The 15,338-nt window shown below is 30.9% G+C and carries 19 protein-coding genes; 1 reads left to right on the top strand and 18 read right to left on the bottom strand.

Going from position 1 to position 15,338, the window contains the following annotated elements; translation table 11 throughout:
- Positions 1–27: 27 nt before the first annotated feature.
- The 6 genes from ACNC7R_RS13015 to ACNC7R_RS13040 all read right to left on the bottom strand — a co-directional run bounded on the left by ACNC7R_RS13015 (position 28) and on the right by ACNC7R_RS13040 (position 4,220).
- Positions 28–789, bottom strand: coding sequence for a hypothetical protein (locus ACNC7R_RS13015; RefSeq protein ID WP_417941509.1), 762 nt, complete (start codon positions 787–789; stop codon positions 28–30).
- Between the two features lie 52 nt (positions 790–841).
- Positions 842–1,045, bottom strand: a complete 204-nt coding sequence (locus ACNC7R_RS13020; RefSeq protein ID WP_417941510.1) for a hypothetical protein — start codon at positions 1,043–1,045, stop codon at positions 842–844.
- A 252-nt stretch (positions 1,046–1,297) separates the two neighbouring features.
- Positions 1,298–1,528, bottom strand: coding sequence for a hypothetical protein (locus ACNC7R_RS13025; protein WP_417941511.1), 231 nt, complete (start codon positions 1,526–1,528; stop codon positions 1,298–1,300).
- A gap of 131 nt (positions 1,529–1,659) precedes the next feature.
- Complete coding sequence (locus ACNC7R_RS13030; RefSeq protein WP_417941512.1) at positions 1,660–2,691, bottom strand: oxidoreductase; 1,032 nt, start codon at positions 2,689–2,691, stop codon at positions 1,660–1,662.
- Between the two features lie 69 nt (positions 2,692–2,760).
- A complete protein-coding gene (locus ACNC7R_RS13035; protein WP_417941513.1) occupies positions 2,761–3,210 on the bottom strand; it encodes a hypothetical protein in 450 nt (149 codons plus the stop codon).
- A gap of 5 nt (positions 3,211–3,215) precedes the next feature.
- A complete protein-coding gene (locus ACNC7R_RS13040; protein ID WP_417941514.1) occupies positions 3,216–4,220 on the bottom strand; it encodes a hypothetical protein in 1,005 nt (334 codons plus the stop codon).
- 64 nt (positions 4,221–4,284) lie between these two features.
- On the opposite strand from ACNC7R_RS13040, the gene ACNC7R_RS13045 reads away from it, so the two are divergent.
- Entirely contained in the window at positions 4,285–4,458 is a 174-nt protein-coding gene (locus tag ACNC7R_RS13045) for a hypothetical protein (RefSeq protein WP_417941515.1), read from the top strand.
- Between the two features lie 290 nt (positions 4,459–4,748).
- On the opposite strand, the gene ACNC7R_RS13050 is transcribed toward ACNC7R_RS13045, so the two are convergent.
- From ACNC7R_RS13050 to ACNC7R_RS13105, 12 genes are all read right to left on the bottom strand, one after another.
- On the bottom strand, positions 4,749–4,967 hold the full coding sequence (locus ACNC7R_RS13050) for a hypothetical protein (protein WP_417941516.1): 219 nt from the start codon (positions 4,965–4,967) through the stop codon (positions 4,749–4,751).
- 46 nt (positions 4,968–5,013) lie between these two features.
- Positions 5,014–5,814, bottom strand: coding sequence for a hypothetical protein (locus ACNC7R_RS13055; protein WP_417941517.1), 801 nt, complete (start codon positions 5,812–5,814; stop codon positions 5,014–5,016).
- Positions 5,815–5,816: 2 nt separating this feature from the next.
- Entirely contained in the window at positions 5,817–6,794 is a 978-nt protein-coding gene (locus ACNC7R_RS13060; protein WP_417941518.1) for a hypothetical protein, read from the bottom strand.
- Positions 6,795–7,124: 330 nt separating this feature from the next.
- Complete coding sequence (locus ACNC7R_RS13065; protein WP_417941519.1) at positions 7,125–7,532, bottom strand: hypothetical protein; 408 nt, start codon at positions 7,530–7,532, stop codon at positions 7,125–7,127.
- 62 nt (positions 7,533–7,594) lie between these two features.
- Entirely contained in the window at positions 7,595–8,113 is a 519-nt protein-coding gene (locus ACNC7R_RS13070; RefSeq protein ID WP_417941520.1) for a hypothetical protein, read from the bottom strand.
- Between the two features lie 19 nt (positions 8,114–8,132).
- Positions 8,133–9,545 (bottom strand): tetratricopeptide repeat protein, encoded by a 1,413-nt coding sequence (locus ACNC7R_RS13075; RefSeq protein WP_417941521.1) that lies wholly within the window; start codon positions 9,543–9,545, stop codon positions 8,133–8,135.
- Between the two features lie 12 nt (positions 9,546–9,557).
- The gene (locus ACNC7R_RS13080; RefSeq protein ID WP_417941522.1) at positions 9,558–10,040 is read right to left on the bottom strand and encodes a hypothetical protein; all 483 of its coding nucleotides are present in this window, start codon (positions 10,038–10,040) and stop codon (positions 9,558–9,560) included.
- A gap of 62 nt (positions 10,041–10,102) precedes the next feature.
- Positions 10,103–10,834, bottom strand: coding sequence for a YARHG domain-containing protein (locus ACNC7R_RS13085; protein ID WP_417941523.1), 732 nt, complete (start codon positions 10,832–10,834; stop codon positions 10,103–10,105).
- Positions 10,835–11,143: 309 nt separating this feature from the next.
- Positions 11,144–12,412 carry a hypothetical protein gene (locus ACNC7R_RS13090; protein ID WP_417941524.1) on the bottom strand — a complete coding sequence of 423 codons (1,269 nt, stop codon included), beginning with the start codon at positions 12,410–12,412 and terminating at the stop codon, positions 11,144–11,146.
- 639 nt (positions 12,413–13,051) lie between these two features.
- Positions 13,052–14,197, bottom strand: a complete 1,146-nt coding sequence (locus tag ACNC7R_RS13095) for a hypothetical protein (RefSeq protein WP_417941525.1) — start codon at positions 14,195–14,197, stop codon at positions 13,052–13,054.
- A 25-nt stretch (positions 14,198–14,222) separates the two neighbouring features.
- A complete protein-coding gene (locus tag ACNC7R_RS13100) occupies positions 14,223–14,729 on the bottom strand; it encodes a phosphate ABC transporter permease (RefSeq protein ID WP_417941526.1) in 507 nt (168 codons plus the stop codon).
- A gap of 17 nt (positions 14,730–14,746) precedes the next feature.
- The gene (locus ACNC7R_RS13105; RefSeq protein ID WP_417941527.1) at positions 14,747–15,205 is read right to left on the bottom strand and encodes a hypothetical protein; all 459 of its coding nucleotides are present in this window, start codon (positions 15,203–15,205) and stop codon (positions 14,747–14,749) included.
- Positions 15,206–15,338 lie beyond the last annotated feature (133 nt).

Raw genomic sequence — 15,338 nt, forward strand, 5'->3', positions numbered from 1 at the left:
TATTCTGTAAAATTACTATTAGATGTATTAATTGGCTCCATCAATTATTGGCTTCGGATCTAGTTTGAATTTATTCGTTTTTATATCGAATTTAAGGGTCAAATAACCTCCCATTCTTCCAATATCATTCCAGACAATAAACTCTTTATCCTTATTATCGGCAACTTCAACATTATCAAAAATTATAGTTATTATGTTACCAGTCGAGGTTTCGATTTTTGAAAAATCGATTATTTGAAAAACTACATTATCTTTTTTATGGATAATTTTTAGTCTGTCCATTTGGGCTTTGTCTTGATTCATTTTTTTTGAATATACCCCGATAAAATAGAATTCTGCCAAGGAATCCGTTTGCAAAATTTCGATATTGTTAAATTCATTTTCTTCTATTTGATCAATTAAGATTGAAGTATTGGTTAATTGCAATGGCAAACGCTGATTTGTCGAAAGATTCGTCCAAACGCCAACGCATTTATCTTTAGAGAATTCAAACTCAAATGTGGCGGTGTATTTTCCGTTATTGATTTCATACAATAAGACTTTATTCTTTTTAAAATCAAGTAGGCCTTCGAGCCTTATCGGGTTATTGTGTTTGTCGTATTTATAAACGCCAATAAGATTGAAATTCTCTTTGCTTTTTTCGCCAAAATAGCCTTCTTTAATTTGAAGAGAAAGCGAAATGGGATATTTATCAATATTACCCTTATAGCTAAAACATTCGTACCAGCCTGCATAAGTTTTTGTTACGAGCATTATAAATATCAAAATTGCAAATATTGGTTTCTTCATATTCGTTTTTTTTTTGACTTTGCAGATTAATACGTCCGACGCAGAGTCCTTCTTAGCAATAGTTTTTCTTACTCTTCTCTACACTTATATTGAATTTGTCAAAAACAATCTGTTCCTCTAGATCATTACTTGGTTTCCATTTTTTAATAGTCACAATTTTATTTTTGCTTTTATAAGTTTTACTTGAAATTAATCTGCCTCTCATCAGGTCTTTAAAATTAATATCCACTTTTGTGCTCAAATATTTCTCTGCCATTTTCGGTATTTCCCAAAAGCATTTTGTTTCACTATTAACATCAATTATTTTACTTTGAGAGTCTTTTGGAAATAGTTTATTTAACCACCATTGTTTTTTGTATAAATAGGAACTGCATTCAAATACAAGCTTATAACCTTCATAATGTTCTGTAAAATCACTGCCTATGGTGTAATTATAATAGATAATAGCATCAATAGATTGCCAACTTATTGAAAAAATTGAAAGTGGTAGAATAAAAAAGACTAAACGTTAATGTTTGCTCATCCATCTCTCCGATTTTATCCTTTTTTTGCCATCAACCCATGACGAAATATTTTCTTTAAAAATAATTGATACTGAAACGATAATAAAAACAATAGGAATTACATATAAACCAAATGATTTATATCCGCTTTTGCCATAAAAAGACATTATTGATAAACCGAGCATAATTATAAAAATACCGACTAGCTTGGTAATTGTTTTTTCATTTAAATTCATACTCATTTTTCATAATAAGGATTTCCTCTGAAACTCTGTTTGTCATTTGAATTTTGCTTTTTTGTTTGAAGTAAAGAATAGAAACCTCTCTATTCATCTCCTCCATTCTATCGAACATCCCAATATCCATGTTAATGACGATTGTCACATTGAAGAAAAATTTCTTCATTTGATTTATCAATAACTGAAATTGTCGCACATCCGAAAGAAATATATTCAAAACCAAAAACAACAATTGGTTTATTTTTAAAGAGCCTTCCTGTCCATTGATTAATAGTGTGATATCCATCTTCATAATTCAAAGGAGCGGGAGAAGTGCCTTCGCTTTGGCAGTAAATCTTTTCAATTATAATTTCTTTGGTTTTAGAATCGGTCACTAAAAGGCGTCTTCCATAAATTTCTTTGTGATTTTCTAAATATTCTTGCAAAAAATAGTGGTAGTTTTCTGTTTTAAAAAAGTAGGTATTGCCTGTTAATGTGTTTTTTAACAAAGCACGATCTTCATTTTTCATTGGTTTTGATGGATATTCGTTACCCGGAATTTTTTTCCATACAATAGGTTTTAAACCTTCTTTCGAGAATGGATTTTCTTTACCAATATATACTAATGCATCTCTAAAATAATCACTGAAACCGTTTAAATGTTTCTTGCTGATTTCAAATCCAATCATGAAATCAAAGTGGCGATAAGGCCAATCTTCCTCTGAAGAATATAGGTCTAACATAGCAGCGGTTTTTAGGTTTTTTACAGCAAAAGAAGCCATTTTGTTCTTGGCGTAATCGAATATAAAAACAGAATCGGTTTCGGATATGTGGGTTTTAGATAAAAATCTTTTTCTGTAGTTTTTATCAAATGTAAAATACTGTGCATCGTATTTTCCTAGTTTTTCTATGTTAGGTAAAACAACTGTGTCTTTTTCATCATTAACAGGATAAATATCCGAAAGAGAAACAAAAGCAACATCACTGCTGTCTTTTGGCGTTAAAGTAAACAAATTGATGCTTTCTTTTTTGGAAGTTTGTTCTTCTTCTTTTTGTATTGAATCGGTTTTAGCCTGATTGTTTTCGACTAAACCCGATGGAGGAGTTTTAGGATTTTTCTTCTTATTGCAGGCAAAAAGCAGTAACAGTAAGATTACAGATACAAGATGTGCTATTTTCATTTTTAATTCTGTTTTTAGTTTCTTAAGATGGAATTTATACAAGTTTTTTTTAGAGATATGCTTCCATTGTCATGTTTTGGTTATTCTTGAAATATAATTAATCGAGAATATTGCAGCAATAGACAGAGCTAAAACAGGCAAGATAGAAAGAGAGAAAGTGGAGAGAAACTCTTCCTCAAAAGTATAGGTACTCCATGACGATTCACGATCAACAAAAATGCTGTAATTCCAGAACCCCCAGATCGAGAGCAAGAGTATCAGCCCGATTGTGCTTTTTAAATATATATTTTTGATTAGTGAAAGCAGCAGAAATGCTATTGTTAAGAAAGGACTTGTCAGCAGCGATATTAAATAAACATCTTCAATAAAAGAGCAATCTACGCATCCGCTTGACATTCTTTCTGAAAATTTACCCATTGACCAGTAAATCTCCATAAAAGTACTTGCAAAAAATACCAACGCAATAAATAGCGCTTTTCTTAAAACCCGGATTATCATATTTAGGGATATTTGTTTCATCAGTTTTATGGTTTCTCAGGATATAAATCTTTTAAAGGAATGACAATACCGTTCTTAGAAATTTCGCATTGAGAATAGGCATTTTTATATACTTTGAATCTCAAGGTTATCGCTTCTGATACATCGGTTTCATTTAGTTTCCGGAAAGCATTTAAAACTTGAATCGGACTCAATGCATACTGGATATTATATTCTTTTTTATTTTTATTTTTCCAATAAATGTAAAATGCACTTGGAATATTTCGAAATACTGCTGTATCATTTTCGGCTGCGGTTTCTATTTTTTCATCTTTAAAAGAATAGGCATAAACGCTTGTCAATACATCTTGTTCTTCCATTTCAATCTTCAAAAACCATTTATGTTGATTTTGAAGCAAGTCTGAAAAATCAGTAATATTTTCAATACTTTCATACCCATTATATTTTCCTGCTAAAGATTTTTTATAAACCAGCATACCCAAATTTCCTGTCGTTTCTTTGGCTGTAAATGTTTCTACAGGTTGGATCTTGTCATTTTCTTCTTCATTTTTAATTATTTTCAGAAGAATTTTTCCTTTCGGCTGTATTTCTAAAATTAAAATGGGAACATCAGTATCACTTTTTCCTTCAATCCAATCTTTCATTTTCTCATAGGGAAGCGCGGTGGCAAGCCGATAAAATTTACGCTCGTCGATGGAGAAATATTTCAAGTTTAAAGAATCAGGCAAAAGTTCTTTCTCCCATATTTTAAAATCAACAGAATTTTCGCTTTTGGCACTTGTTAATTCTTTTGAATCATAATCAATACCGATTTCAGAATCGCTGAAATTATTATAAAAAATGGCTTCTACAATTTTGATGCAATTTGAATTTTCTGACGAAGAATCTTCTGCTATACTATGAATTTTAGCTTTCCAAAACAGCTTATCGTGTTCTTTATTTTTAAATCTTATAGCAAAATTGAGGATAATTAATAACCCTAAAATTACAGCTAAGAAAATGTTGATATAACCTAATGTTGTTTTTTTCATACTCTTTTAGTGTTGATATGCTCCTCCTAAGGCCATTAAAAAAGACAATGCCGCAAATAGGATAATGGAAACAACGAGAAGAAATATCGAAAAATATCGGAATTCCTTTTTATACGCCATCTCTTTCACAAAAACCAAAATCAAAAGTGAAATTACAGGCACTGTAAAGAAAACTATGGGCATCACCAAACCTGCGTATTCAGACGATGGCACTATCAAATTGGTGTATTCTATATAAATGTAGAGCAGTACTTCTATGCAAAACAATAGAAAAACCGTAATAAAGGGATTGGTTTTCATTGATTAGTTTGTGTTTGGATGCAAAAAATTCATTATTCTGATTTTATAAACGATAAATATTTTTCATCGCATTGTGTAAAATGTTCATATTCATTCATCGAGTTTCCATAATTCTGGATTTGGATTTTATCTGCATCACAGATTCCTCCCAATTTTCCAAAAGTGAGATATAGAACCGCATCGCTTTTTTGCTTTTTAAGTTTGCCTTTTGATATTATCTTATTCCTATCAAAAATTAAAAAAAAAATAAGCTCCCGCTTTCTTTTCTATTTTAATTTTAAATATCGAATTTTCGCAAGAGGTCAAAACATAAACACCCGAAATTTCGGAATCGCTATTATCTGCAAATATATTTTCAGTTTGTCTTACACTTTTAAAACTGACTAATGATAAAAATGCTGCCATCACTATTGTATTAAATGATGACTTTTGGGTTAGTTTTTTCATTTGTTATTGTTTTTTTTCAAAAAAAATAGCTTTACCCCTCTTTTTATTAATACGAAACAATGTTGTAATTTTTATCAACTTTAAAATATTTCGTTTCCTCACCTCCTATGCTCCCAATTTCTTCATAAGACAAAAACCCGTTTTGGTTCGCTGCAAGCAACAGAAAACATTCTGAATCTCCTCTTGACACGGAAACAATTAATTTGGTTGAACGAATATCATTTTTAACAAAAAAACATTTGTATTTTTCTCCTTCGTACCCAATTGAAACTAAATATTCTTCGGTTGCAGCCGTAGGATGATAACTGTTTTCAATTGTATTGGGCAAATTATTTATGTACTCTTTTAAATCAAATGGAACATTCATTAATTGATAAGGCTCATCATCAGCTACGAACGCTATTTCTTCTGAATTTGTTTGTTTCGCAACATTTTTGGGATACATTTTAAGTCCGATTTCTAAAAGCTTTTCTCTCAATAAGGAGTTGTTATCATTTAAGATATTTTCCTGGTTCTTATTCAAATGGATGCTGCTCAGATTTCTGCTTTCGTTACTTTCAAAAAGGTAGGTCTCAAAATATTCGTCTTCGATTTTTTCGCTAATGTATTGAATGACCTTGTATTTTATTTCGACTGAATTTGTGTTGATTTTTCTTGAAATTTCGTCATAAGTCATCGCACATCCTGAGCCGCAGTCAATGGTAAACGATTCTTTGTTTGAAGTATTACCTTGATTCTGGACAACAGGATTTTTTAAACTATCGTTTGAAAAACTTTCGTCATTATTACTTTTACAACCCAACAAAGCAAGTTGTAAAAAAATAAAAAGAAGTATCTTTTTTTTCATTACTATCTGTTAATTTCAAAATCATCAATTTTCCAGCCGTTTTTTTGTTTTATCAAAGCAAAAACTGCATTGCACCTTTCCGTTTTTTTATCTTTAAATGTGATTTCCCAGTCTTCATTAATAGTTGCTTTTTCTCCAAAACTCCTCCTGCCGCCCAGAGTTTTTATGTTAATAATGTTTTGATAGAAAGTCAAATTGCTTTCTATCTTTTTTATCATTTTTTCGGTGCAATATTCTTTTGCCGTTTCGATTTGCTGCTGTGCCATCGCATATCGGAAATAGTCAGCAGTATCATTTGCACTTAACTTAGAAATAAAACCAACAGAATTTTTATCTTTAATTAATTCGCACACAATCGTTCCATTTTCGCTCGTAATGGTTGCAATTCCTTCTTGGTATTTTACTTTAATTATTGCCTCTTCATTATTTTCTTTATTGCTGTATTCAGTACGTTTTATGATTTTGATGACTCTGTTTTGGTTATCATATTCGTTGATAATGCTTTCGGTGCGATTATAATTTTCGCCCACAAAATATTTTTTTTCATACAGTAACACAAAACATTTCGGGTCGTAAACTGTTTTTATTTCTTTCCGAACCTCATAACTTTCAAATTCGAAATTGGTTTCAATCATGGTATTGTCTTTATACATATATTTTGCACGCTCTTTTTTTGTGTATGAAGTCGTATCTTCTTTCTGAATTTTTTCCCATTTTTTTTTATAAGAGAAAAAATTATTCAAATCGCTTTTTTTGTAAACAACACCATCAATTTTTTCAATAAGTGTATCTTTATCCTTAAAATTTAAAAATTTATTGGTTCTGAAAACTTCGTAAGCAGTTGTCGAAAGTTTTTCTTTTTTTGAAGGAGAATACGCTTCTGAAACAACCAATGGTTTCGGATTTTCCTGAGCATTGCATCTGACCACAGATGATAAAAGTATAAAAAGTAAAATGTTTTTCATAAATGATATATTCATTTTTTAGTCGTTTTTCTTTCTGTTAAGTCCTTAGTGTATAAAATTTTCATACTCATTTGTAGTTAATATCAAACTTCTAAATGGGTAAATTGAATTCTTGTCCTGGTGATTATATTCCTTGGTGATATTATACACATTTTTTCCGCTGATTCTGTTCTCTCCAAGTCCAGTAAAATAAAATGCAGTTGTCCCACTTTCTTTATTTGAGCTGAATAAAACCATTGTGCTTTTGTAGTTGGCTGAATAGTAAATTACATGATTCGTAGTTTCTTCTATTAATTTAAAATCTCCTGAAATTTTTTGTTCTTTGTCAACACAGCCATGTTCGTGCTAAATAAATTGGATGTTCTCTGGAAATATTAATTTGTCATCAAGTTTCAATCTAAAACTAATATCAGTAGAATAACAGTCCGGTGCTCCGCAATCAGGTCCGTGTACATTAAACGGTATATTCACGGCAACACTGTCATTGAAAATTGTCGCCACGTTCCTTATATACATTTCCTGAAGAAAGCTTTCTTTCAATATTTTACTTTTCTTTCCTTTTAGAATTTTCTTTCGAAGTGAATCTTGATGTTTTTCCCAATCAATAGAATCTCTCTCGGTCGCTTTATTATTTGCTTTTTCGTCTGTCTTTAAAACGGATGGATTATTAGTGCTGTCCAGCGGAGTTGCATTCCGGGACGTTTTAGTCTGTTCGTTTTGCTTTACACATGAACATAAAAATACTATTATCAAAATGAAATACTTTAAATTCATAAAATTATAAATTACTTATGGTGACAAACAGGGCTTATGTGTTAAAAACTTTGAGGGACATTGCAAATAATCCATACAAGAATCACAATTATTGGATAGCCTATACTAATTGCTTTCCTCAAAAAAAGCATTTTATTTGATTTACGAAATAAACTTATTAAACAAATTAGCCAAATAATGGGCATCATGGAAGGGAAAGGAAACAAAAACATTGATAATGGAACCCAAAATTTATCAATACCATAGTTGTCATCATACCATCTGGTTATGAAAATGGGATCTAGTTTTTTTTCTTCCAATGCCTTTTTAAAAACCTTCTCATTATGAAATTCGTCTATCGTATTTGCTTTTTCGTTAATAATATAAAAAGTTCCCCTTTCTTTGGCAATTATGTGGTTTTTATAAAAATAAAACTGTCTAAACCAAACACTTGAATCATCCATAGTTAGCTCTACTAATTTACCGCTTCCTCCATCATGGTAAAGTTTGTGTCCGTAAGGAGTGACATCTTCCCAAACAGAAAATGGCCCTGCAAAACAGGCAGAAAAAGCCAAAAGCATACATAAGTATGTAGAAATCCTAATCAATTGCATCTTCCCAAATAGTTATTGTCTTTTCCGAATAGTAATAATTTCCTGTCTTTATGAGTGTGTTTAAGGTTGCTGTGTTAATCTCAATTTCAGGAAATTGAGATTTTGCATTAGCAATAAACCGCTTCTTTTCTTTGGTATTGCCAAGCAAATAAGCTGTAAGTATCCTTCCTATATGAGTGTCTAAGCTTTTTTCATTCATTTTAAAAGAAGCTTCAAATTTGGCCTGCGCCTCTTTGTAACGTTCTTCATCCAATAAAAGATATCCGTAATTACTCATTTCTACAGCATCATCAGGGTTTTTACTTAAATATTCATTATAAGCATCTTCTGATTTTTTATACTCATGAAGTTCCTGATATATTAGTGCGAGATTTGTCCATAAAATTGTCTGGTTTTCATCTATTTTTAGGGCTGTCTCAAAATCTTTAATGGCTGCCGTAAAATCTTTTTTCTGCTGATAAAGTCTTCCTCTTTGTGCACGATAACCATAAACGTCAGGGTACATTACAATTAGCCTATCGTAAATTTCAAGAGCCGTTTTCCAATCTTCTATCTGCTGATAGGCCTGACCGGCATAAAACTCTAAATCATCGGCAAAATCGCCCGAATTATCTCCATAGTTATTTGGGCTGTCTAAACGGTATCTGTACAGTATATAAACTTCTATAGCCCTCTGCGGACTAGGGGTATCAATTAGACATTTTATGTAATTGTGGTAAACCCTGCTTGTGTTATTTATGTCATATTCAATAGCTTTTTCATAGTTTTTAATCGCATTTTCGTTGTCTCTTAAAAAATAATAATTATTTGCGATCAAATCATACAATTCCGGATTGGCCCTATCCATTTCAAGTGCATATTTTGCTTCATTGACAGATTCCTTATACTGCATTAAATGAGCCAGGCACAATGCTTTTAGCTGATGATATTCCGGGTTTTGAGTATTTATTACTATCGCTTTATCAATTGTTAAAATTGCATCCTGGTATTGCTGTTGGTTATAAAATTCAAGCGCCGTATCATAAAATTTTTCAGGCAATTCACTGGCTGAAACAGCAGCAACAGCGGCGGGAAAATATGGTTTAAGATATCCGTATTCTAATGCCTCGCTTTTATTTAAAACCCGGAGTGATTTTATAGTACCGGTAAGCACTTCAATTCCTATCTCGAATAAATTTTCTTTTTTGCCATATGGCTGCAATAATGCATTGTATTTGATATAGTTGGGGTTATTTTTTACTGGTATAAAACATACTCTGGGAGTTACACCCAGCTCGACAATAATCCTATTGGGCTCTTTCCGGAAACTGCGGATGTAATTTATTTCTTTTTGGATCTTCTCTTGTCCCATACCTGTCAAGGAGGCCAAAGCAAGAAGCAGGAAAAATATAAACCTCATAATTGGTATAATTCATAATTGGATTTCATATATATAGCAAACTTGTGTAAGTGGGTCGCGAAAATACCTTGAACCTTGATCAAAACCATCAACATCGACATTACCAAATCTAATAACATTTTTTGGAGGTATAAACCAACTTGGCGCATCTGCAGGCAAAGTCCAATTGGTTTTGTCTATCAATAAATGTTCTTTCTTTAAAAACGTATCCCACCACTGCCCTGTTGATTTGAATTTAAGGTACATAACATACTCACCTGTCCAATGGGCTGATTGCCAATATTGTCCTTGCAAAAGTTCAATATCCGACACTGGATCTGTTCCTGACCAATATTTATAGATAGTTGTTGTATTTGTGGTATTAATCTCTGAGCAGCTTATCAATAAAAATAACAGCATTATTACGCTATAATTGGTTAAATAGTTTAAAAAACGCCGCAATTGCAGGCTTCTTGTTCTGGTTGATTGTCCAGATTCCAAAGAATTAATTTTCATAAAAATATTCATATCATTTATTCAACGTTTGGTAGCTATAACATCCTTCCTGTAGCTATTTTTTATCCTGCGATTGCCAATCTGATAAATTTCAGTTTGCTGTTTTTAAATTCAAATTGCCAATTATACATAAATTCATTTTCTGAATGATAGTCTGTAAATTCGTCAAAATTTTCAATAATTTTAGAATGAGCCATGTAGTTGTAATAGACATTTATTTTTTCTTCATTTATTGAAATCTCATAAACAATTTTCACAAAACCATTATCTGTCGTGGTACTATTGAGTCCTTTATTTTTATAGTAGTTTATATCATCAAGATTGATTTTATTTAAAACCTCTTTAAGTGATTTGGGTTCATCATCTCCAGTCTGATCTTCGTAAAAAAAATTGAATTTAGATTTAAGTTCGTCTTTATCGCCCGTTAAAATAAGGTTTTTAAAAACCTTAAGCTGATTGGTTAATTCAGCTTGTTGTGCTATGAGTGATTTTGTTATGTCTTGAAAAAATTTTATATTTTGTTTTTCGGTTTCGTTATACACAATACTTTTGTTGTCATTCTTTGATTTGTACCATGCCTTCCCAACAAAGTAATCCTGAAATCTGCCATTTTCAAATTGATATCCTTTTCTTGCAAATATTTCATTTCTTAAAAGTCGGATTTCCTCGATGCACAAACCATTGATTTGTTTTTGTGTAATTATTTTAGTCGAACAGTCTGAACAATCTTTTAGTGTTTGAGCTGTTGTTTGAAAGCCCCAGAATCCAAGCAGTATAAATAATAAGTTCTTCATTTTAGTAACTTTTCTAAATGATAAATAAGACAATAGCAAATTACAAGAACAAAGGTGAATCCAACTAACATCATTGACGAACATTGAAAGAAGAACTTACCAAACTCCTTACTTTCTCCAAAGCACTGAATTTCATTGTCCCAAATATCAACTCCCATAGCTCTTTCATAATTACAATTTACACAGGCTAAATATTCCGGTAAAACAAGCCCTAAATAGAACAGAAGAACTGAAATATAACATATTAGTAAGATGATTTTAGTTACTTTCAATAATTTTAGTTTTTCACTTGCTTTCATTCATTTTTTATTAATTTTTATAACAATATTCAAAAACGTTTATCAATTTATTGTCCGAATCATAATTGTAAACCATCTTGGTACATCCGTTAGAATTATTCAATGAAATTATTTTTGACAAAACTTTATTTTTATTTTTTGATATAAAAATGATCCTGTTTCCTTCTTCGTATCTTATATTTTCACCAAACAGTTTATGGTCTGCTGTATTATAGATTTTCATTGTCGAATAAAAGTCTTCTTTTTGATTTTTATATTCATATAAAATCGTTTGATTTTCAGAAGTTTCTTCTATCATTCGTCCTAAATCATCGTATTTTAAAACCGAAGTTAAAAGTACATCTCCGCTTCCGTTTAACGTTTCTATCTTTATGCACTGAAATTTGTCGTTTAAATGATACACTTTCGAAACCATTATATTTTTTTCATCTACAGAAATGATAGTAAAATGATTTTTGGCATATTTAAAAATGCTTTTGTTTTTGAGTCCTTTTTTATCTGTCCGCACTATGCTATCAATCAGACCCATTGAGTTTCTAAAATATTCATCTTCTGAGAATAATGCTTCGTTTATAAAAGTGGAATATTTTTTTATCAATCCTCTTGGGTCATAGAAGCTTTCCTCCTGCATAATACTTTTTTTAGTTTTGGTAGTATCATCAAAAACCGTAGAGATTACTTTTCCGTTTGTACAGCTTAAAGAGGCCGATTTTCTCGGATAATAGGAAATATTCGAATTCTTTATCAAATGATCGGCATAGTCTTGATCGATTTTAAATCTTGCTTCTAGTATTTTTTGAGATTCTTTCTGACGTTCTGCTACCTCGGTCTTTCGCATTGTCGAATAATAGACTTTATCATTAAAAGGAACTTTAAAATAAGACTCGTAGGCTTTGATATACCTATCTGGATTACTTTCGATAATCGGTTTGTCAACACCATTGGATAATATCATTCCCGACTGGAGTTTAATACCATTGTTGGCAAAATAGAAATAACCATAATTCTTAAACTCAAGAACAAAATCCTCATTAATACGAAGTACATGCACTTCTTTAATTGTATCAAAAGCTTCATTAAATCGTTTATATAAGCCTAAATGCTTGCCCGATTCATTAGCCTTTTGAGAACTGAAGAAAACCAGGGTAACCTCTTCTTTATTGTCAATCTCAAAAAGTTCAGTATCTGGTTCGGGATTATAGGTCAGTAATTTTTTAGAACATGCCGAAAGCAATAATAAGCATGATACAATACAGATTAAATACAAATTAATTTTCAAAACATTTTTTTTTAGTTTTCCGCTTTTGTAAACGATGTACTCTTCTACATCTGTTTTTCAAAATCACTTTCCATCTTTAAATTTATCCACGAAGTTTATAAATATCTACCCTTGCCTGAATCATTTCGCTATCATAACTCTTTACCCATTTATAAGTCCTTCTGCAAGAGGTTTTACAATAACATAAGTCGAACGACTATCTTCCAAAAAAATACATACTGGATATCCCCACATATCCAGGCATTTTTTTTGTTCTGACAAATCCCATTACTTTCTCGCTATGGACTTCTTTTTACTGGCTATTTTGCTTAAAGGATTTAAGAACATATAATTAATCTAATCCGTCACTTGCTGAAAAATAATGACAGCTTTTTGTCTATTCCTTCCAAAATTAAAGTCAACTCTAAGCTAAAGGGTGATGTTTTTATTAAACATTGTTTTAAAAATTAAATCTTCAGCATACAAATTTTAATAAAAAAAAGATGAAAATTTAAGCAGATATAGATTCGCACTAGAAAACCAGATATTCGCAGAGATCCTTTTTAAATCTGTATCAATAATTCTGGGTTTTCACATAAACTCTAGGTAAAACAATCGTGTCCCACTTACTAATAGAAACAACTTCGATAGTTAATTATACTATTTTACAAACATCCCTGAAAACAACATTTTCTCATCAAAATTCAAGGTCGTTATGTAATGTCCGTTTTTTATTTCAATATAGTTTGCGAATTTTAAATCTTCATAATCAATTATTGATTTCTTGTCGAATAATTTGACGGCATCTTCGAATTTCATACCTGCTTTCAAACCATTTTCAAATGAAATTTCAACTTTTCTAAAGTCATTTATGGCATATCCTATAATTACATTTTCTTTTCTATTTTCAGGATTCATTTTACTGGCGGATAAATAAAAATTAAAATCGTGATATTCATTTTGATACATAATTTTATTTATAGTTCCGGTACTTCCATCAATTTCTTCCATTCGTTCAAAATTTTTGTTTGTTTTGGATTTTACAAAATCGTCTTCTGTTGATTTTCCAACAATTAGATTATTTACATTCCAATTTTTATCAATTTTTATAATGGGTTTGTTTTTAGTATCTTGTGCTTTGGTACTGTTTTTCATCAATTCTTGTATGTATTTTTCATTATCACAACCTCCAAAATCAATGCGTCCATTAAAAGTGTCCCAATAACAAGTTTTGGATAAATTGGTATTGTTTAAAATAATAAGTCTTTCATAATCAGGCGCGAAGAAAATATATTTATTTTCCTTTTTTACGTTCCAATATAAACCCTTATCTGTATTTGGATTTTTTGTCCCCTTACCAAATTTCAACTCTATTTTCTTTAAAATCTCCGATTTTAAGCTTGGGGTTTTCATTTCTATTCTTACTCCGTAAATTTTATTTTCGGCATTATAATTTTGTAAAATGCTCTTCAATTCCTTTTCATTTTTGATTGATTTTAAATCAATATGAGCACCTCCAAATCTCGAAATGCTATCAGTTTTGAGTTTTTCGGAGTTTATTTGAAAAATGATTTTTTGCCCTTTCAAATCAATTCCTTCAAAACTATATTTCTCAGAATTTTTTACCTCGATTAATAAACAAAATGGATACTCAACCGTTTCAACGCCAGCAAGCAAACTGTCATTGAAGCTTATGACAGTTTCTATGGGTTCGTTTAGTTTTAATTTTAGTAAATCTATTTTTTCTTGTTCGCTGCACGAAATCATAAAAGGCAAAACCGGAAGTAGTAACAATAGTTTTTTCATTTGTTTTTTCTTTATTTGATTGGTATCATTTTTCATTCTTTATTTTCTGGAGCTCCACTACTCCATAATGCAACCAAATTCCAAAAATCCCGGTATTGGTTAAATAATTTTCGTTTTGCCCAAATTTAACATCACTATTTGCAAGTGTTTGACATATAAAAAAATGTCCGCAATCAATACAATTCATTTTTCCAGATCTGTGCAAATCAGTCCAACCAAATTCTTTATATTCATCTCGATTGTCATTTGGGTCGAATAGAAATCTCCTAACAACATTCTTATCTTTATTTTTATCCCGGTTAGAAGTAATTGTCCAACGAGCCAAATCCGATTTATATTTATCGGTAAGATCTTTAGGATTAACATCGGCTATTTTTTCAATAGTTAACGTGTCGATAATTTTTAAACTGTCGTTATCTTTTATCAACACAAAATATTTGCCTGCCCATATATCCAATTGCGTTTTTCCTTGGGCAGTAGCTGAATTATAAAGTCCAATTAAAAGAAAAAACAGAACTAAAATATTTTTCATTTTCTGATTGGTGCTTTTTAAATTTTGATATAAATTTTCCCCTTCCAAAACATTACTTTATCTGGATTTTCGGGATGGTCAAACTTCATATCAAATGCTGCTTTTAAAATTCCTTTTTGCATGGCTTTTTTGTCCATTTTTATAGTGCCTTCATTACACAGATAGGTATGTTTTCCGTCAGCACTGCTATTCAATTCAATTCTTGGATTGCTGATCAGATTATTGATAATATAAAAATGTAACGTACAATGGGTAGCCGTATTTCCCAGCGTATAACATTCAATTTTGTCTTTACTCAATCGTTTTGCTATCATTTCGGTCGCACCTGCGTATTCGTAACACCAGGCTTCACATTTTAAACTCTGTTTTCGTGAAAAAGAAAAATCGCCAGCCAGATTTTCGACCCATTGTATCTCAAAATCTTTGAAAGAAAACAGGCAAAAAACAAAACTGAATAAAAGAATTGAATATTTCATCGTGATTTTGGTTAGCATAACATCAAATGATAAAAATAAAAAAACAAGTCTGTTTCTGTTTCAAATCCTGCAAGGTCTTTTTTTTGACCTTGTAGGTGTCAAGGTAGTTTAAAAACCAGACCTACAAGGTTTT

The organism is Flavobacterium adiutor (assembly GCF_048282555.1).
In the GTDB taxonomy this organism is placed as follows: domain Bacteria; phylum Bacteroidota; class Bacteroidia; order Flavobacteriales; family Flavobacteriaceae; genus Flavobacterium.

What these genes read in the sequence shown, in the direction of transcription:
- ACNC7R_RS13050 (WP_417941516.1), bottom strand. Translation starts at nt 4,967, where the DNA reads ATGAAAAAACTAACCCAAAAGTCATCATTTAATACAATAGTGATGGCA.
- ACNC7R_RS13105 (WP_417941527.1), bottom strand. Translation starts at nt 15,205, where the DNA reads ATGAAATATTCAATTCTTTTATTCAGTTTTGTTTTTTGCCTGTTTTCT.
- ACNC7R_RS13015 (WP_417941509.1), bottom strand. Translation starts at nt 789, where the DNA reads ATGAAGAAACCAATATTTGCAATTTTGATATTTATAATGCTCGTAACA.
- ACNC7R_RS13075 (WP_417941521.1), bottom strand. Translation starts at nt 9,545, where the DNA reads ATGAGGTTTATATTTTTCCTGCTTCTTGCTTTGGCCTCCTTGACAGGT.
- ACNC7R_RS13025 (WP_417941511.1), bottom strand. Translation starts at nt 1,528, where the DNA reads ATGAATTTAAATGAAAAAACAATTACCAAGCTAGTCGGTATTTTTATA.
- ACNC7R_RS13100 (WP_417941526.1), bottom strand. Translation starts at nt 14,729, where the DNA reads ATGAAAAATATTTTAGTTCTGTTTTTTCTTTTAATTGGACTTTATAAT.
- ACNC7R_RS13060 (WP_417941518.1), bottom strand. Translation starts at nt 6,794, where the DNA reads ATGAATATATCATTTATGAAAAACATTTTACTTTTTATACTTTTATCA.
- ACNC7R_RS13055 (WP_417941517.1), bottom strand. Translation starts at nt 5,814, where the DNA reads ATGAAAAAAAAGATACTTCTTTTTATTTTTTTACAACTTGCTTTGTTG.
- ACNC7R_RS13070 (WP_417941520.1), bottom strand. Translation starts at nt 8,113, where the DNA reads ATGCTTTTGGCTTTTTCTGCCTGTTTTGCAGGGCCATTTTCTGTTTGG.
- ACNC7R_RS13085 (WP_417941523.1), bottom strand. Translation starts at nt 10,834, where the DNA reads ATGAAGAACTTATTATTTATACTGCTTGGATTCTGGGGCTTTCAAACA.
- ACNC7R_RS13020 (WP_417941510.1), bottom strand. Translation starts at nt 1,045, where the DNA reads ATGGCAGAGAAATATTTGAGCACAAAAGTGGATATTAATTTTAAAGAC.
- ACNC7R_RS13030 (WP_417941512.1), bottom strand. Translation starts at nt 2,691, where the DNA reads ATGAAAATAGCACATCTTGTATCTGTAATCTTACTGTTACTGCTTTTT.
- ACNC7R_RS13080 (WP_417941522.1), bottom strand. Translation starts at nt 10,040, where the DNA reads ATGAAAATTAATTCTTTGGAATCTGGACAATCAACCAGAACAAGAAGC.
- ACNC7R_RS13095 (WP_417941525.1), bottom strand. Translation starts at nt 14,197, where the DNA reads ATGAAAAAACTATTGTTACTACTTCCGGTTTTGCCTTTTATGATTTCG.
- ACNC7R_RS13035 (WP_417941513.1), bottom strand. Translation starts at nt 3,210, where the DNA reads ATGAAACAAATATCCCTAAATATGATAATCCGGGTTTTAAGAAAAGCG.
- ACNC7R_RS13040 (WP_417941514.1), bottom strand. Translation starts at nt 4,220, where the DNA reads ATGAAAAAAACAACATTAGGTTATATCAACATTTTCTTAGCTGTAATT.
- ACNC7R_RS13045 (WP_417941515.1), top strand. Translation starts at nt 4,285, where the DNA reads ATGGAAACAACGAGAAGAAATATCGAAAAATATCGGAATTCCTTTTTA.